14 protein-coding genes (1 of these 14 running past the window's edge) are annotated in these 17,302 nt (G+C 72.5%); 12 read left to right on the forward strand and 2 right to left on the reverse strand.

Annotation, left to right across the window (positions count from 1 at the left end; all coding sequences use genetic code 11):
- Positions 1–129: 129 nt before the first annotated feature.
- Both OG698_RS27740 and OG698_RS27745 read left to right on the forward strand, forming a co-directional pair.
- Positions 130–3,834: a glycosyltransferase gene (locus OG698_RS27740; RefSeq protein WP_406106142.1), complete on the forward strand. Its 3,705-nt coding sequence runs from the start codon at positions 130–132 to the stop codon at positions 3,832–3,834.
- Positions 3,831–5,336, forward strand: a complete 1,506-nt coding sequence (locus tag OG698_RS27745; RefSeq protein WP_406106144.1) for a DUF5719 family protein — start codon at positions 3,831–3,833, stop codon at positions 5,334–5,336. Before OG698_RS27740 ends, OG698_RS27745 begins: the two co-directional genes overlap by 4 nt.
- 25 nt (positions 5,337–5,361) lie before the next feature.
- Here OG698_RS27745 and OG698_RS27750 read toward each other — a convergent pair whose 3' ends face one another.
- The gene (locus OG698_RS27750) at positions 5,362–5,817 is read right to left on the reverse strand and encodes a metallopeptidase family protein (RefSeq protein WP_100597967.1); all 456 of its coding nucleotides are present in this window, start codon (positions 5,815–5,817) and stop codon (positions 5,362–5,364) included.
- Between the two features lie 322 nt (positions 5,818–6,139).
- On the opposite strand from OG698_RS27750, the gene OG698_RS27755 reads away from it, so the two are divergent.
- The 9 genes from OG698_RS27755 to OG698_RS27795 all read left to right on the forward strand — a co-directional run bounded on the left by OG698_RS27755 (position 6,140) and on the right by OG698_RS27795 (position 15,928).
- Positions 6,140–6,514: a DUF3499 domain-containing protein gene (locus tag OG698_RS27755; protein ID WP_326775439.1), complete on the forward strand. Its 375-nt coding sequence runs from the start codon at positions 6,140–6,142 to the stop codon at positions 6,512–6,514.
- 128 nt (positions 6,515–6,642) lie between these two features.
- The gene (locus OG698_RS27760) at positions 6,643–8,259 is read left to right on the forward strand and encodes an L-lactate permease (protein WP_406106146.1); all 1,617 of its coding nucleotides are present in this window, start codon (positions 6,643–6,645) and stop codon (positions 8,257–8,259) included.
- Between the two features lie 68 nt (positions 8,260–8,327).
- Positions 8,328–9,692 carry a phosphomannomutase/phosphoglucomutase gene (locus tag OG698_RS27765; protein WP_406111320.1) on the forward strand — a complete coding sequence of 455 codons (1,365 nt, stop codon included), beginning with the start codon at positions 8,328–8,330 and terminating at the stop codon, positions 9,690–9,692.
- A 109-nt stretch (positions 9,693–9,801) separates the two neighbouring features.
- On the forward strand, positions 9,802–9,972 hold the full coding sequence (locus OG698_RS27770; protein ID WP_100597970.1) for a Trm112 family protein: 171 nt from the start codon (positions 9,802–9,804) through the stop codon (positions 9,970–9,972).
- A gap of 43 nt (positions 9,973–10,015) precedes the next feature.
- Positions 10,016–11,140 (forward strand): SIS domain-containing protein, encoded by a 1,125-nt coding sequence (locus OG698_RS27775; RefSeq protein ID WP_406106148.1) that lies wholly within the window; start codon positions 10,016–10,018, stop codon positions 11,138–11,140.
- A gap of 63 nt (positions 11,141–11,203) precedes the next feature.
- Positions 11,204–12,355 carry a mannose-6-phosphate isomerase, class I gene (manA, locus tag OG698_RS27780; RefSeq protein WP_406106150.1) on the forward strand — a complete coding sequence of 384 codons (1,152 nt, stop codon included), beginning with the start codon at positions 11,204–11,206 and terminating at the stop codon, positions 12,353–12,355.
- Between the two features lie 129 nt (positions 12,356–12,484).
- Complete coding sequence (locus OG698_RS27785) at positions 12,485–13,489, forward strand: cation diffusion facilitator family transporter (RefSeq protein WP_406106152.1); 1,005 nt, start codon at positions 12,485–12,487, stop codon at positions 13,487–13,489.
- A 235-nt stretch (positions 13,490–13,724) separates the two neighbouring features.
- Complete coding sequence (gene ahcY, locus OG698_RS27790; RefSeq protein WP_399977870.1) at positions 13,725–15,188, forward strand: adenosylhomocysteinase; 1,464 nt, start codon at positions 13,725–13,727, stop codon at positions 15,186–15,188.
- Positions 15,189–15,313: 125 nt separating this feature from the next.
- Positions 15,314–15,928 (forward strand): hypothetical protein, encoded by a 615-nt coding sequence (locus OG698_RS27795; protein WP_406106154.1) that lies wholly within the window; start codon positions 15,314–15,316, stop codon positions 15,926–15,928.
- Positions 15,929–15,945: 17 nt separating this feature from the next.
- Here OG698_RS27795 and OG698_RS27800 read toward each other — a convergent pair whose 3' ends face one another.
- Positions 15,946–16,872 (reverse strand): RDD family protein, encoded by a 927-nt coding sequence (locus OG698_RS27800; RefSeq protein ID WP_406106155.1) that lies wholly within the window; start codon positions 16,870–16,872, stop codon positions 15,946–15,948.
- 110 nt (positions 16,873–16,982) lie between these two features.
- Between OG698_RS27800 and OG698_RS27805 the strand changes: the two genes are divergently transcribed.
- A protein-coding gene (locus OG698_RS27805) for a stage II sporulation protein M (protein ID WP_406106157.1) crosses the window boundary here: on the forward strand, positions 16,983–17,302 show its 5' portion. The gene runs 688 nt beyond the window's last position; 320 of the gene's 1,008 nt are visible here — the first part of the coding sequence; the start codon lies at positions 16,983–16,985; the stop codon falls past the right edge of the window.

Consider the following 17,302-nt stretch of genomic DNA (forward strand, 5'->3'; position numbering starts at 1 on the left):
TGGGTTGTCCACAGGGGGCGGGCCGTCGTTGTTGTCAGCCGTTAGTGTGGGGCCCCGTCCGAGACGACCCAGCGCCCCCGCAGGGCACAGGCGTCCACCGCAGTCCAACGAACCGGGGCCCGTACCTCGATGTCCGTGCACAGCCATTCGGCAGGCCAATTCGACACTGCCGCAGCCGCGTTCAACCCGGGGCACGCCGCAGGGCCAGACCCGACCCGGCCACCCGAGTTCCCCAGACATGTCGTCACCGCCGTGCTCGTCTCCCACGACGGAGCGCGCTGGCTGCCCGACGTCCTGTCAGGACTGCTCGGCCAGGAGCGCCCCGTACAGAACGCCGTAGCCGCCGACACCGGCAGCGCGGACGCCTCCGCCACGCTGATCGCCGACGCGATCGGCGACGAGCGCGTTCTCCACCTGGCCCGGCGCACCGGCTTCGGCCAGGCCGTCGACGAAGCGGCGCGCACCGCGGGAGTGCTGACTCCCGAGGAGCTGCCGTACCTCAAGCGCCCCAGCGGCTGGGACCCCGTCAGCCGCACCTGGCGCGACGACGCCTACGACATGCCGGAGCTCCCGCACGGCGAGCCCGAGCAGTGGCTGTGGCTCCTGCACGACGACTGCGCGCCCGAGCCCGACGCGCTCGCCGAACTCCTGCGCGTCGTCGAGAACGAGCGCGAGATCGGCAACGAGGTCGCCGTCGTCGGGCCCAAGCTCCTCGGCTGGTACGACCGCAGGCAGCTCCTCGAGGTCGGCGTCTCCATCGCCAACTCGGGGCGCCGCTGGACCGGCCTCGACCGCCGCGAGCAGGACCAGGGGCAGCACGACCACGTGCGGCCCGTCCTGTCCGTGTCCACCGCGGGCATGCTGATCCGGCGCGATGTCTTCGAACAGCTCGGCGGGTTCGACCGCAGGCTGCCCCTGATGCGCGACGACGTCGACCTGTGCTGGCGCGCGCAAGCCGCCGGCCACCGCGTCGTCATCGCCCCCGACGCCGCCGTCCGGCACGCCGAGGCATCCTCGCGCGAGCGCCGCACCGTCGACTGCGTGGGCCGCACGGCGACGTCCCCGCACAAGGTCGACAAGGCCGGCGCCGTCTACACCCTGCTCGTCAACGCTCGTACGGCCGTGCTGCCCTGGGTGCTCCTGCGCCTCGTCATCGGCACGCTGGCGCGCACGCTCGCGTACCTCGTCGGCAAGGTTCCCGGCCAGGCGCTCGACGAGATCACCGGACTCCTCGGCACCCTGCTGCGGCCCGAGCGGATCCTCGCGGCCCGCCGCAGGCGCGGCAAGGGAGTGGTCGACGCCAAGGAGCTGCGGCCGCTCTTCCCGCCGCCGGGCGCCACGGTCCGGCTCACCGTCGAGCAGGTCGCGGGCAGCGTCTTCGGCGCGTCCGACCCCGAGATCAACGCCGCGGGACGCCACGGCAGCGCCGTCGAGTCCGGCCCCGGCGGCGACGACGCGGACTTCCTGGAGATCGAGCAGTTCGCCCGCCTCAAGCGCATCGCCCGCAAGCCGGGACCGATGCTCTTCGTAGTGCTGCTGTTCGTCTCGCTCATCGCCTGCCGCGCGCTGCTCGGCGGCGGGGCGCTCGCGGGCGGCGCGCTGCTGCCCGCCCCGGGTGACGCGTCCGCCCTGTGGTCGCGCTATCTCGACGGCTGGCACCCGGCCGGCACGGGCGGCACGCAGTCCGCGCCGCCGTACCTGGCGGTCGTCGCCGCGTTCTCCACGCTCCTGTTCGGCTCGACCGGACTTGCCGTCACGGTGCTCCTCGTCTGCTCGGTGCCGCTCGCCGGCTTCACCGCCTACTTCGCCTCACGCCCCCTGGTCACCTCGCGCCTGCTGCGGGCGTGGGCCTCGGTCGCGTACGCCTTCCTGCCCGCCGCCACCGGCGCGCTCGCCGGAGGCCGGATCGGCACCGCGGTCCTCGCGATCCTGCTGCCGCTCATCGCGCGCGCGGGGTTGTCCGCCAGCGGCTTGATGAACCACGCGGGGGCGCGCGGCAGCTGGCGCGCAACCTGGGCGTACGCCCTCCTGCTGACCGTCACGACGGCCTTCACGCCCATCGTGTGGCCGATCGCGCTCGTCCTCGGCATCGCGCTCCTCGCGGTCCGCCGCGGCGACATCACCGCGTACGGGCTCCGCTTCCTGGCCGCGCTCGGCACCCCGCTCCTGATGCTCGCGCCGTGGTCCCTGACGCTGCTTCCGTTCGGCTTCTTCAAGGAGGCGGGCCTCCCGTACGGCAAGGGGTCGGCGTCCGCGCTCGGACTGCTCGGCGCCTCGCCCGGCGGCTCCGGCACCCTCGGTGGACTGCTGCTCATCGGCATCGTCCTCGCCGGGCTCGCCGCGCTCCTGCGCACCGAGCGCCGCCCCGCCGTCCTCACCGCCTGGGCGATCGCTCTGGTGGCCCTGGTCTTCGCGGCCCTGTCGAACAGTTCGGCCTGGGCCGGGCCCGCGACCCTCGTCTACGGCATCGCCCTCCTCGCCGCCGCCGTGCTCGGCGCCGAGGGGGCACGCTCGCGCGTGGCCGAGCAGAGCTTCGGCTGGCGGCAGCCGGTGGCGGCCCTCATCGCGTTCGCCGCGGTGGCCGGACCGCTCCTCGCCGCGGCGGGCTGGATGATCCGCGGGGCCGACGGCCCTCTGGAGCGCCGCGACCCCACCCAGGTGCCCGCGTTCGTCGCCGAGGAGAGCGACACCCAGGACCAGGCCCGCACCCTCGTCATGGACAGCGACTCGGCCGCCAGGGTGTCGTACACGCTGGTCCGCGGCGCCGGCGCGCGCCTCGGTGACGGCGAACTGACCGAGGCGGGCGGCAGCAACAAGAAGCTCGACAAGGTCGTCGCCAACCTCGTCGCCGGCTCCGGCGCCGACCAGGCCGACCAGCTGGGCGGCTTCGCCGTGCGCTACGTCCTCGTACGCGCGGGCGCGCCCCGGCAGATGAGCCGCGTCCTCGACTCCACGCCCGGCCTGTCCCGGCTCAGCCAGCAGGACGGCACTGCCCTGTGGCGGGTGGACCGGCAGGTCTCGCGCGCCGCGATCGTGTCCGGGTCCGACGAGCCGCAGCCCGTCGCAGCGGGCCCCGTCGAACTGCACACGAAGATCCCCGAGGGCAAGGCCGGCCGCGTCCTGCGCATCGCCGACACGGCCGACGAGGGCTGGACGGCGACGCTGGACGGCGCGCCCTTGACGAAGACGACCGTCGACGGCTGGGCGCAGGGCTTCGAACTGCCCGCCACGGGCGGCCGCCTGGACGTCACGTTCGACGCGCCGATCTCGCACGCGGCCTGGCTGTGGGCGCAGGGCGCGCTCGCTCTCGTCCTCGTGGTGCTGGCCCTGCCGGGCCGGCGCAGGGACGTGGACGACGACCTTCCCGAGGAGCCCGTCGTGCCCGCGCAGGCCGTCGAGGGCGAGGGCCGCAGGGCCCGCCGCCTGCGTGCCCAGGCGGAGGCCGAACAGGCCGCGGCCGAGGGCACGGACGGCGCGGTACCGCCGCCTTCGGAGGAGGAGCTGGCCGCGGCCGGTGTGCCGCAGCAGCCCTCGTACGGCGAGTGGGACACCCCCGCGTACGCGCCCGCCGAGTACGGCCAGTACGCCGAGGGCGACCAGCAGCAGTACCAGGGCGGCTCCTATCAGGGCACGTACGACCAGACCCAGCAGGCGGACCCCTATCAGGCGGACCCGTACCAGGCCGGCCAGTACGACCCGTACGCCTACGGGGGCACGTACGACGCCCAGCAGCAGTACGGGCAGCAGGCCTACGACCCGTACGAGCAGCCGCAGCCGCCCGCGCAGCCGCCGCACGGCACCGACAGTGAGCGCCCCGACGGGAGCCAGCAGTGAACCGCACCACCCTGTCCCTGATCGCCGCGGCCGGGGCCCTCGCCGCCGTCACCGGTTTCGCGGCGGCCACCGCGCCCGGCAGCGGCGACGGCGACTCCGCGAAGGCGGCCGCGCGGCTGCCGGTGGAGCGCTCCAGCCTGCTGTGCCCCGCGCCGAGTTCGTCGGACCTCGCCGAGACCGCGTACACGTCGTACACACCCGCCTCGAAGGAGTCCGGGAGTTCCGGCGAGGCCGCCCTGACGCCCGCCACGCGCGAGCTGACGGACAGCACCGGGAGCGGCAGGGACAAGGGCAAGGCCGACAAGCCCGTGCTGTCCCCGCAGAAGCCGGGCAAGCCCGTCGCGGGTGAGTCGTCGGGCGCCGAGTCGCCCGCGCTCGTGGGCAGCGCCGACGGGAATCTCGCGCCCGGCTGGACCGTGCAGCAGACGACGGAGGTGGCCGCCGGCACCGGCCGCGGCCTACTCGGGGTGAACTGCTCGGCGCCCGACACCGACTTCTGGTTCCCGGGCGCCTCCACCGCCAAGGAGCGCAGCGACTACATCCACCTCACGAACCCGGACGACTCGGCCGCGGTCGTCGACGTCCAGCTGTACGGCGCGAACGGCGCCATCAAGTCCGATGTGGGCGAGGGCATCCAGGTCCAGCCGCACTCCAGCGTGCCGGTCCTGCTGTCCACCCTCACCGACAAGCCGCAGACGAACGTCACACTCCATGTGACGGCCCGCAGCGGCCGGGTCGCCGCCGCCGTCCTCGCCGCGGACGACAAGCTCGGCGGTGACTGGCTGCCGGCGTCCGCGGACCCCGCGGACACGGTCATGCTGCCCGGCATCCCGAAGGACGCCACGAGCGTGCGCCTGGTCGCCTTCGCCCCCGGCGACAACGACGCGGACCTGAAGGTCCAGCTGGCCTCCCCGACCGGCCGCATCAGCCCGGCCGGGCACGAGAGCCTGCACGTGAAGTCGGGGATGACGGCCGCCGTCGACCTCGGCGACGTCACGCGCGGCGAGGCCGGATCCCTCGTCCTGACCCCCACGGGCGACTCGGCCCCGGTCGTGGCCGCCCTGCGCGTCGTGCGCGGCAAGGGCGCCGACCAGGAGTCGGCGTTCATCCCGGCGACCCGGCCCGTCGGCGCGCGGGCGACCGTCGCCGACAACCGCGCGAAGGGCTCGACGCTGTCGCTGACGGCCCCGGGCGCGGCGGGCACGGTCAAGGTGACGGCGTCGGCGGGCACCGAGGGCGGGACCCCGGTCTCGAAGACGTACACCGTGAAGGGCGGTACGACGACGTCCGTGCAGCCGCCGGTCCCGGCCGGGCTCAAGGGGTCGTACGCCCTGACGGTGGAGCAGGTGTCGGGCGGGGAGGTCTACGGCTCGCGGATGCTGGACGTGCCCGACCGGGACGTCCCGGGAGTCCCGATGTTCACGGTCCAGACGCTCCCGGACGACCGGGGGATGGTCTCGGTGCCGCACGCGGACCAGGACCTGTCGGTACTGCAGAAGTGACCGAGGAGTGGCCCGGTCCGCCGGGTCACTCCTCGTCGCCGTAGCGCGGATCCACCGTCTCCGGGGACAGGCCGAGGAGCTCGGCGACCTGCTCGACCACGACCTCGTGCACCAGGGCCGCGCGCTCGTCGCGGCCCTTGGTGCGGATCTCGACCGGGCGGCGGTAGACGACCACGCGCGCGGGGCGCCCCTCGCGGGCCGCGATCGTGCCGCCCAGGGGCACCGCCTCGTCGCTCCAGCCCTCGCCGGCCGGGCCGACGGCGGGCACTTCGAGGATCAGGAAATCGATGTCGGCGAGCTGCGGGAAGCGTCGCTCGAGCCGCTCCACGGAGTCCTGCACCAGATCGGCGAACCCCTCGGCCCGGCTCGCGGAGAGCGGCACCTGAGGAGGGGCGACGGGCCCGCGCATGCCCCTGCCGTGCCGGTCGCGGCGACGGGGAGGCTTCGGCTCTGCGGCAGGGGGCGGTACGGGGTTCTCCATCACTGACGCAGCGTAGTCCTCCCGCCGACGCACCTGCCCGCGCCGGCCCGCACGGAACCGGCATGTCGCTTCCTGACCGATCAAGCCAAACTTGGGCGCGATTCCGCGTCTCTCCCGGACCGGTGGCCTCGCGGCTCCTGTCGGTATTTGCCCCGAGTGGTGACCGCGTTCACCACGGACGCGGGGCGCACCACCCCCGGTCCGCGCAGGTCAGCGGCGCGCTCCCGGAACCCGGTGTGCGCCGCTGCGCACCACGACACGGTGGGGTGACCTCCCGGGGAGTCGTCGCGGCCCGCTCAAGAGTGCGGTACCGTCCAACGCTGTGAGCCCTGTACGTCGCTGTTCGCGCACCGCTTGCGGCCGTCCCGCCGTCGCGACGCTGACGTACGTCTACGCCGACTCGACCGCGGTCCTCGGCCCCCTCGCCACCTACGCCGAACCCCACTGCTACGACCTGTGCGCCGAGCACTCCGAGCGCCTCACCGCCCCGCGCGGGTGGGAGGTCGTCCGGCTCGCCGACAGCTCCGGCCCCTCGCGCCCCAGCGGCGACGATCTGGAGGCCCTGGCCAACGCCGTGCGTGAGGCGGCTCGCCCGCGGGAGCGCGCGGCCGAGGCGGGCGGCGGCCCCCGCACTGCGGACCCGATGGAGGTCGCGCGCCGCGGCCATCTTCGGGTGCTGCGCTCACCGGACAACTGAGCCGGACGCCGCCCGGCAGCTGGATTCGGACTTCGGTTTCCCCTTTACGGAATCTCCTTGGTCCCACGCATTGACCTGAGTTTGTTGCGGACACAACAATTTCGCCACCCAGTGCCCGGGAGGCGCCCGTGTTCGTCCAGCAGCTTGAGCCCGTGGCCGGATCGCTCGGTCTGTCCGCACTCGTCGCGACCCTGCCCCTAGTCACCGTGCTCGTCCTGCTCGGCGCCGTCCGCATGAAGGCCCACCTCGCGGGCCTCATCGGGCTCGCCGCGGCCGCCCTCGTCGCCTGCCTCGCCTACGGGATGCCGGTCGGCCAGACCGTGTCGAGCGCCGCACAGGGCGCGCTGTTCGGGCTGTTCCCCATCATGTGGATCGTCGTGAACGCCCTGTGGGTGTACCGGATGACCGTCCGCACCCGGCACTTCGACATCCTGCGCCGCTCCTTCGGGCGGCTGTCCGACGACCCGCGCATCCAGGCCCTCGTCATCGCGTTCTGCTTCGGCGCGCTCCTTGAGGCGCTCGCCGGGTTCGGGGCGCCCGTCGCGATCTGCTCCGTGATGCTCGTCGCGCTCGGCTTCGACCCGGTCAAGGCGGCCGTCGTCGCCCTCGTCGCCAACACCGCGCCCGTGGCCTTCGGCGCGATGGGCACGCCCGTCGTCACCCTCGCCCAGGTCACCGGGCTCCCGCTCGACTCCGTCGCCTCCGTGGTGGGCCGTCAGACCCCGCTGCTCGCCCTCGTGGTGCCGCTGGTCCTCGTCTGGCTCGTGGACGGGCGGCGCGGCCTGCGTGAGACCTGGATACCCGCCCTCGCCTGCGGAGTCGCCTTCGCCGCCGCCCAGTTCGCCGCCTCGAACTACGTCTCCGCACAGCTCGCCGACATCGGGGCCGCGCTCATCGGCGCGGGCGCTCTCGTCGCCGTGCCGCACGCGCGCAGGCCCGCCGCCGAACCCGTACGCGCCGCCGTCCTGACCGGCGTACGCAGCGAGGAGCTCGACGAGGACGACCCGCGGCCCGAAATCCTGCGCGCCTACGCCCCCTACGCGCTCATCGTCGTCATTTTCTCGATCGCGCAGATCCCCGCGGTCAAGGACTGGATCGCCAAGGCGACGCGCGTCTTCGACTGGCCCTTCCTGAACGTCGCGAACCCCGAGGGCAAGCCCGTCGGCGGCAATCTCTTCACCCTGCCGCTCGTCTCCACCGGCGGCACACTGGTCCTCCTCGCCGGCGCGATCACGGCCGCTGTCATCGGCGTCCACGCGCGCGTGGCCGTACGCGAGTGGCTGGCGACCGTGTACGAGCTGCGCTTCGCGATCCTCACCGTGACCAGCGTCCTGGCGCTCGCCTACGTCATGAACCTCTCCGGGCAGGCCGCCACCATCGGGCACTTCGTCGCCGCGGCCGGCGCGGGCCTCGCGTTCCTGTCGCCCGTACTCGGCTGGTTCGGCGTCGCCGTCTCCGGCTCCGACACCTCCGCCAACGCCCTCTTCGGCGCACTCCAGGTCACCGCCGCCCAGCAGTCCGGCCTGTCACCCGAACTGCTCGCCGCCGCGAACAGCTCCGGCGGCGTCCTCGGCAAGATGATCTCCCCGCAGAACCTCACGATCGCCTGCGCCGCCGTCGGGCTCGCGGGCAAGGAGGGGGACCTGCTGCGCAAGGTGCTGCCGTGGAGTGCGGGACTCCTGCTGGTGATGTGCCTGATCGTGATGGCGCAGAGCTCGGCGGTCCTCGGCTGGATGCTGCCCTGACAGCTGACTGTCAGTCCGTACGGGTAGTTTGTGCTGTCCGAAGCGGACTTCAGGAGAGTTGGGTGACCGTGGCTGCTGATCTGTCGCAGATCGTCAAGGCGTACGACGTACGCGGAGTGGTCCCCGACCAGTGGGACGAGCGCCTCGCCGAGCTGTTCGGCGCCGCCTTCGTGCGCGTGACGGACGCGGCGGCGATCGTCGTCGGACACGACATGCGGCCCTCGTCACCCGGCCTCTCCCGGGCCTTCGCGCGGGGCGCGGCCGCCCTCGGCGCCGACGTGACAGAGATCGGCCTGTGCTCCACCGACCAGCTGTACTACGCGTCGGGCGCGCTCGACCTGCCCGGCGCGATGTTCACGGCCTCGCACAACCCGGCCCAGTACAACGGCATCAAGATGTGCCGCGCCGGCGCCGCCCCCGTCGGACAGGACACGGGCCTCGCCGACATCCGCGAACTGGCCGAGAAGTGGCTGGAGACGGGCGCCCCCGAACCCGCCGTGAAGGCGGGCACACTCACCCGGCGCGACACCCTCGACGACTACGCGGCCTATCTGCGATCCCTCGTCGACCTCACGGAGATCCGCCCCCTGAAGGTCGTCGTCGACGCGGGCAACGGCATGGGCGGGCACACCGTCCCGACCGCCTTCGCGGGCCTGCCGCTCGACCTCGTCCCGATGTACTTCGAGCTCGACGGCACGTTCCCCAACCACGAGGCCAACCCGCTCGACCCGGCGAACCTCGTGGACCTGCAAAGACGCGTCCGCGAAGAGGGCGCCGACCTCGGCCTCGCCTTCGACGGCGACGCGGACCGCTGCTTCGTCGTCGACGAGCACGGCGACCCCGTCTCCCCGTCCGCCGTCACCGCCCTCGTCGCCTCCCGCGAACTGGCGAGAAACGGCGGCACGGGCACGATCATCCACAACCTGATCACCTCCTGGTCCGTCCCCGAGGTCGTGAAGGAGCACGGCGGCACACCGGTACGCACGCGCGTGGGCCACTCCTTCATCAAGCAGGAGATGGCCACCTCCGGAGCGATCTTCGGCGGCGAGCACTCGGCGCACTACTACTTCCGCGACTTCTGGAACGCGGACACGGGCATGCTCGCCGCGCTCCACGTCCTCGCCGCCCTCGGCAGCCAGAGCGGCACCCTGTCCGCCCTGGTCGCCGAGTACGACCGCTACACCGGCTCCGGCGAGATCAACTCCACGGTCGCCGACCAGCACGCCCGCCTCGCCGCGATCAAGACCGAGTACGCCGGCCGGGACGGCATCACGCACGACGAACTCGACGGCCTGACGATCACCTCCGCGGACTGGTGGTTCAACGTCCGCCCGTCCAACACGGAGCCCCTCCTGCGACTGAACGCGGAGGCCAGGGACGAAGCCACCATGACCAAGATCCGCGACGAGGTCCTGGCGATCATCAGAGCCTGACCACGGCCACACCCGCCGGGACTCCCGTCCGAGCAGCCGTGCCCCCGCCCCCGGCGGTACGCTGACCAGGCCGCACGCACACACATTCATACCGCCGAAGGGACACCTCATGCCGCTCGAAGCCGGCCTCCTGGAGATCCTCGCCTGCCCGGCCTGCCACGCCCCCCTCAAGGAGGCGGACGCCGAGCTGCTCTGCACCGGATCGGACTGCGGCCTCGCCTACCCGATCCGCGACGGCATCCCCGTACTCCTCGTTGACGAGGCCCGCCGCCCCGCATAGGTCCCACCCAGGCCCCACAGGGGCCGTCCCGGAGGCTGACACCATGCTCGACGAATCGCTGCTCGACGCCCCCGAGGCCCTCGCCAGGGTCGACCGCCGCGGACTCCTGCGCGGCGCCGCCGAGGCCGGCGCCCGCGTCCGCACCGCGGTCCGGCACGCCGCGGAGGCCGGGATCACCCAGCTCAAACCGGACGGCCGCCCGCGCGCCGTCCTCTTCGCGGGACCCGGCCTCGCCGCCGGCTGCGTCGCCGACCTGCTCAACAGGCTCGCCGGTGCCTCCTGTCCCGTCGCGCGCCTGCGCCCCACCGGAGTCGCCCCCGCAGCGGGCGCCCTGCGCTGGGAGCTGCCCGGCTGGGCGGGCCCCGTGGACCTCCTCCTCGTCGCGACCACCGACGGCACCGAGCCGGGACTCGCCCTCCTCGTCGAGCAGGCCTACCGGCGCGGCTGCACCATCGTCGCCGTCAGCCCCGCGGGCGCCCCCCTGAGCGAAGCCGTCTCCGGGGCACACGGCCTCTTCGTACCGATGGCGACCGCCCCGTACGAGGACGACGAACCCGCCGCGGCCTCCGCGCCCGGCGCCCTGTGGGCCCTGCTCACCCCGCTGCTCTCCCTCCTGGACCGCACCGGCCTGCTCTCCGCACCGGCCGAGACCCTGGAGAAGGTCGCCGACCGCCTCGACCAGACCGCCGAGCGCTGCGGCCCGGCGATCGCGACCTACAGCAACCCCGCCAAGACCCTCGCCGCCGACCTCGCCGACGCACTGCCCCTGATCTGGACCGAAGGGCACGCCGCGGGCCCGGCAGGCCGCCGCTTCGCCGCCGCGCTCGCCGAACTAGCCGGCCGCCCGGCCCTCGCCTCCGACCTGCCCGAGGCGCTCCCCGCGCACGGCCGCCTCCTCCTCGGCGACCTCGCGGGCGGCGCCGACCCCGACGACTTCTTCCGCGACCGGGTCGACGAGGCGCAGCCGATGCGGGTCCGCGTCGTCCTCCTGCGCGACCGCCCCGGCGGCCTCACCGCCGCGCCCGCCGCCCGCGAGCTGGCCCTCGGCCACGACACCCCGATCAGCGAGCTCGAGCCCGAAGAGGGCGACGAACTGGAAACACTCGCCGAACTGATCGCCGTCACGGATTTCGCCGCCGTTTACCTCGCGCTCGCCTCGGGCGCATGACGTGGACCAGGCCGGTCCGAACCACCGGCCGGCCCCTGACCCGCGTACGGAGAAGAACACCTGATGGACCGCCTCACCAACACCGTCCGCCCCTACGCCTGGGGCTCGACCACCGCCATCCCGCACCTCATCGGTGCCGAGCCGACGGGCGAGCCGCAGGCCGAGATGTGGATGGGCGCCCATCCGGGAGCCCCCTCGCGGACCGGGCGCGGCCCGCTCAACGAGGTGATCGACCAGGCCCCCGAGCGTGAGCTCGGCCCGCAGGCCGCCGCGAAGTTCGGCCCTCGCCTCCCCTTCCTCCTCAAAATCCTCGCCGCGGGCGCCCCGCTCTCCCTCCAGGTCCACCCCGACCTCGCCCAGGCCAGGGAGGGTTACGAGGCCGAGGAGCGCGCCGGCGTCCCCATAGACGCCCCGCACCGCAACTACAAGGACGCCAACCACAAGCCCGAACTGATCTGCGCCCTCACGCCGTTCGAGGGCCTGTGCGGATTCCGCGCCCCCGAAGAGTCCGCACGCCTCATCGAGGGCCTCGGCGTCGACTCCCTCAAGCCCTACGCCGACCTGCTGCGCGCCCACCCCGAAGAGGCCGCGCTGCGCGAGGTCCTGACGGCCGTACTGAGCGCGGAACCCGAGGACATGGCCGCCACGGTCACCGAGGCCGCGGCCGCCGCCGAGCGCCTCGGCGGCGACTACGCGCCCTACGCCGGGCTCGCCCACCACTACCCAGGCGACCCGGGCGTGATCGCGGCCATGCTGCTCAACCACGTCCGTCTCAACCCCGGGGAGGCCCTGTTCCTCGGCGCCGGAGTCCCGCACGCCTACATCGACGGCCTCGGTGTAGAGATCATGGCCAACTCGGACAACGTCCTGCGCTGCGGCCTCACCCCCAAGCACGTCGACGTCCCCGAACTCCTGCGCATCGTCCGCTTCGAGGCCACCGACCCGGGCATCCTGCGCCCCGAGGCGTCCCCCGACGGCGAAGAGGTCTACGAGACCCCCATCGACGAATTCCGCCTCTCCCGCTACACCCTGCCCGAGGGCGCAGCCGCGCACGACGTGACCGCCGAGACCCCGCAGATCCTGCTCTGCACCGCGGGCACCGTCCGCGCCGGCGAACTCGACCTCACCGCAGGGCAGTCGGCGTTCGTCCCCGCAGGCGAAAAGGCCGAAGTGTCCGGAGCCGGCACCCTCTTCAGGGCAACCGTGGTGGCCTGACGCGCCTCAGCCGTCCCGGGCTGCAACAATGACCCACCGCAAAGGGTGGGCAAAGCCCGGGACGGCGTACGCGGACAGATCCGTATGAGCTGTGGCCCGGGACCGCGTACGAAGGGACATCGGGAACACATGAGCGCTTCAGGCGGCACAAAAGCGATCGTGGCGGCACTCGCCGCCAACCTCGCGATCGCGGTAGCGAAATTCGTGGCGTTCCTCTTCAGCGGCTCGTCCTCGATGCTCGCCGAGAGCGTCCACTCGCTCGCCGACTCCGGCAACCAGGGCCTCCTGCTGCTCGGCGGCAAGAAGGCCCAGCGCGAGGCGACCCCGCAACACCCCTTCGGCTACGGCCGCGAGCGCTACATCTACGCCTTCCTCGTCTCCATCGTCCTCTTCTCGGTCGGCGGCATGTTCGCCGTCTACGAGGGCTACGAGAAGATCAAGCACCCGCACGCGCTCGAGAACTGGTACTGGCCGATCGGCGTCCTCGTCTTCGCGATCATCGCCGAGAGCTTCTCGTTCCGCACCGCCATCAAGGAGTCCAACGAGCTGCGCGGCAAGCTCACCTGGTCCCAGTTCATCCGCCGCGCCAAGGCGCCCGAGCTGCCCGTCGTCCTCCTCGAGGACTTCGGCGCGCTGATCGGTCTCGTCCTCGCGCTCGCCGGCACCGGCCTCGCCCTCGCCACCGACGACGGCCTCTGGGACGGCATCGGCACCCTGTGCATCGGCATCCTGCTCATCGCCATCGCGATCGTGCTGGCCGCCGAGACCAAGTCGCTGCTCCTGGGCGAGTCCGCGGGCATCGACGACGTCAAGAAGATCGAGACCGCGCTCGTCGACGGCGACACCGTCACCGGCGTCATCCACATGCGCACCCTCCACCTCGGCCCCGAGGAACTCCTCGTCGCCGCCAAGATCGCCGTCCAGCACGACGACACGGCCACCGAGGTCGCCAACGCCATCAACGCCGCGGAGGCCCGCATCCGCGAGGCCGTCCCGATCGCCCGCGTGATCTACCTCGAACCGGACATCTACAACGAAGCGGCCGCCTCGGCGGGCACCAACCCGGCCAACTCCCCGGCCGGCCCGGCCTCTGACAGCCCGGCCCCCGACAGCTCGGAACCGGACGCCGACTGACCCTCCCGCTCACGCCGGACCCGGAGGCGGGCTGGGTCCGGCTGGGCCGATCGGTGTAGATTCGTCTCTGAGCCAGACGTCGCTGCTGATGGCGGTCGGGCGGCCCGCACGACGGGCCGGCCGAGGGAGAGAGGGCCTCCGACGGACTGCGCTGCGAGCGCCGGGCACTCGTATGTCCATCGCTGCAGACCAGCCATGCCCACCTCGACCCACCACCACGAGGAGCAAGCTCCCTATGACGACTGTCGACAAGCGACAGGACCAGGACTTCAAGGTCGCCGATCTCTCCCTGGCCGCCTTCGGCCGCAAGGAGATCACCCTCGCCGAGCACGAGATGCCCGGCCTGATGTCCATCCGCAAGGAGTACGCCGCCACGCAGCCGCTCGCCGGCGCCCGCGTCACCGGCTCCCTGCACATGACGGTGCAGACCGCCGTCCTCATCGAGACCCTCGTCGCCCTCGGCGCCGAGGTCCGCTGGGCCTCCTGCAACATCTTCTCCACCCAGGACCACGCCGCCGCGGCCATCGCCGTCGGCCCGAACGGCACCCCGGACAACCCCCAGGGCGTCCCGGTCTTCGCCTGGAAGGGCGAGACCCTGGAGGAGTACTGGTGGTGCACGGAGCAGGCCCTGACCTGGCCGAACACCCCCACCGGCGGCCCGAACATGATCCTGGACGACGGCGGGGACGCCACCCTCCTCGTCCACAACGGCGTCCAGTACGAGAAGGACGGCAAGGTCCCCTCGGCCGACACCGCCGAGTCGGACGAGCACCGCGTCGTCCTGGAGCTCCTCAACCGCACCATCACCGAGGGCTCGCAGAAGTGGACCCAGCTCGCCTCGGAGATCCGCGGCGTGACCGAGGAGACCACGACCGGCGTCCACCGTCTCTACGAGATGTACCGCGACGGCACCCTGCTGTTCCCGGCGATCAATGTGAACGACGCCGTGACGAAGTCGAAGTTCGACAACAAGTACGGCTGCCGCCACTCCCTCATCGACGGCATCAACCGCGCCACCGACGTCCTGATCGGCGGCAAGACCGCCGTCGTGTGCGGCTACGGCGACGTGGGCAAGGGCTGCGCCGAGTCGCTGCGCGGCCAGGGTGCCCGGGTGATCATCACCGAGATCGACCCGATCTGTGCCCTGCAGGCGGCGATGGACGGCTACCAGGTCGCGACGCTCGACGAGGTCGTCGACAAGGCCGACATCTTCGTCACCACGACCGGCAACAAGGACATCATCATGGCCTCGGACATGGCCAAGATGAAGCACCAGGCGATCGTGGGCAACATCGGCCACTTCGACAACGAGATCGACATGGCCGGTCTCGCGCAGACCCCGGGCATCGTCAAGGACGAGGTCAAGCCGCAGGTCCACACTTGGACCTACCCCGACGGGAAGGTCCTCATCGTCCTTTCCGAGGGCCGCCTGCTGAACCTGGGCAACGCGACGGGCCACCCGTCCTTCGTCATGTCCAACTCGTTCGCGGACCAGACCCTGGCCCAGATCGAGCTGTTCACCAAGCCCGACGAGTACCCGACCGACGTCTACGTGCTCCCCAAGCACCTCGACGAGAAGGTCGCCCGCCTGCACCTCGACGCCCTCGGCGTGAAGCTGACGACGCTGCGCCCCGAGCAGGCCTCGTACATCGGCGTAGAGGTCGACGGCCCGTACAAGCCGGACCACTACCGCTACTGATCCCGAGCGGACCCCGGTGCTACGCAGGCCCCTCGCACTCCGGTGCGGGGGGCCTGCCCCGTACCGGCCCGGCATCCCGCACCACCCGACGTCCGCACGACCCCGAAGGACCTCGAGAGCCCCTCATGCCCCGCGGCCGCTATTCGCTCCACGACACCCACGACCACACCCCCCTCGGCGAAGAACACTTCCACTGCGCCCCCGGCCCCTCCGGCTGGCGCTACGTCTCCCAGACCATCACCCCCTCAGGCGAGCACGCCGGCTCCGTCGACCTGGCCATCGACGAACTCGGCCGCCCCATCCGCCTCGAACTCAACTCGGCGAGCTGGCAGGTACGAGGAGCAGCCATCGACGGCGTCACCTGGGTACGCACCGACCCCACCGGCACCCACGCCACAGAGGGAAACGCCCCCGCCCACGCCTTCACCGGCACCTCGCCGGCCTTCCTCGTCGCCACCGCACGCCTGCTGCGCCTCACCCCCGCTTCCCCCGCGACCCGCGTCCGCCTGGTCCGCTTCACCGACCCGGTCCTGGCCCCGCTCACCCTCGACCAGTCCTGGGCCCTGCTGAAAACAGAAACACACGCCACTGACAAAGGGCCTCTGAACGTCGACGAATACCAGGTCACAGACCTGGACACGGGGGAGCAGCAGGCCGTCCACCTCGCCGGCGACGTGGTGCTCGCCGCCCCCGGCATCGAACTCGAACACCTCGAATCCCCGCCGTCGACCTTCGCCTGAGAAGCGGCGGCCCCGCGTCAGGCAGGCGGCACGAAACCGGTGCCCGGCCCCTCGTCCTCGCGAGGACTCGCAGCCGCGACATCGGGAGTGGGCGGCGCAGCAGCCGCGACAGCAGGACCCACGGGCCGCCCGACCGGCGGCGCAGCACCCGGATACACCGGCCCCGGCCCGCCCACCGGAGCCGCGCCCCCCGCCACCCCGCCGAACGCCCGCCGCGCATCCCGCGACTGCCGCTCATGCACCACCGCGGCCAGATACGCCGCAGGCGGCACATCCCCCGGCGCCGGAGCCCCCGTACAAGCCGCCAGATCACCGGCAAGCCGCTGAGCCATCGAATGGCCCACCTGCGGATCCAGCTGCCCCATCCGCGTCAGATACGACCGGACCGCCAGCCACAGCCCGTCCGGCACCCCCGACAGATCGAGCCCGGAGAACCGCCCCACCAGCCACGGCGGCGGCGGAGGCACGAACCGCGCCGGCCCCGCCGGCACCCGCTCCCGCACGACGAGCGTCCCCGCGAACACGTCCCCGAGCCGCCGCCCCCGCTCGGACACCAGCGACGCAATGCACGCGACCACCCCGAACGTCATGAGGATCTCCACCACTCCGACAGCCCCGCGCACCAGCGCATGCCGGAACCGGATCGGCCCCCCGTCGTCCCGCACCACACGAAGCCCGCACGCCAGCTTGCCCAGCGAACGCCCATGGCTCAGCGTCTCCACCGCAATCGGCACCCCGACAAGCACCAGCAAAAACGTCGCCACCGCCACCGCGGCGGCCGCCGCCTGGTCCAGGGAAGAGGTCGACGCCACGATCCCCATCGTCACCACGATGTACACGGTGAACGCCACGACAAGATCGATGACCACTGCCAAAGCCCGACTGGGCAGTTTCGCGGGGCGCAGCTCAAGAGCCACCGCCTCGCCCGTCACAAGCTCACTCACGCCGGCCGTCCTTCCCTGCCCTGCCCTCGGAACCGCCAGTCTGCCAAGCTGAGGGCACATCGCGCCGCAGAGGTAGCCGCAACAACAGCAGCCGAGGAGCAGCCGACCCGATGGACCTCGACGTCTTCGTGTCCGCCCACCGAGCCGAGTGGGACCGACTGGACGCGTTGCTGCGCCGCAGGCGCCGCCTCACCGGCGCCGAAGCGGACGAACTCGTCACGCTCTACCAGCGGGCCGCGACCCACCTCTCCCTGATCCAGTCCAGCGCCCCGGACCCTCAGATATCCGGCCGCCTCACACAATTGGTGGCACGCGCGCGTAGTGCCGTGACAGGCACCCGTCGCGCCTCCTGGCGCGACGTGACCCGCTTCCTGACCCAGGGCTTCCCCGCTGCGGTCTACCGCTCCCGCCACTGGTGGGTCCCCGCCGC

This window comes from Streptomyces sp. NBC_01003 (genome assembly GCF_045162695.1).
Classification (GTDB): Bacteria; Actinomycetota; Actinomycetes; order Streptomycetales; family Streptomycetaceae; genus Streptomyces.

Coding starts and splice junctions, on each gene's coding strand:
- OG698_RS27740 (WP_406106142.1), top strand. CDS start 130: ATGTCCGTGCACAGCCATTCGGCAGGCCAATTCGACACTGCCGCAGCC.
- OG698_RS27750 (WP_100597967.1), bottom strand. CDS start 5,817: ATGGAGAACCCCGTACCGCCCCCTGCCGCAGAGCCGAAGCCTCCCCGT.
- OG698_RS27770 (WP_100597970.1), top strand. CDS start 9,802: ATGCCGCTCGAAGCCGGCCTCCTGGAGATCCTCGCCTGCCCGGCCTGC.
- OG698_RS27775 (WP_406106148.1), top strand. CDS start 10,016: ATGCTCGACGAATCGCTGCTCGACGCCCCCGAGGCCCTCGCCAGGGTC.
- manA (WP_406106150.1), top strand. CDS start 11,204: ATGGACCGCCTCACCAACACCGTCCGCCCCTACGCCTGGGGCTCGACC.
- OG698_RS27785 (WP_406106152.1), top strand. CDS start 12,485: ATGAGCGCTTCAGGCGGCACAAAAGCGATCGTGGCGGCACTCGCCGCC.
- ahcY (WP_399977870.1), top strand. CDS start 13,725: ATGACGACTGTCGACAAGCGACAGGACCAGGACTTCAAGGTCGCCGAT.
- OG698_RS27795 (WP_406106154.1), top strand. CDS start 15,314: ATGCCCCGCGGCCGCTATTCGCTCCACGACACCCACGACCACACCCCC.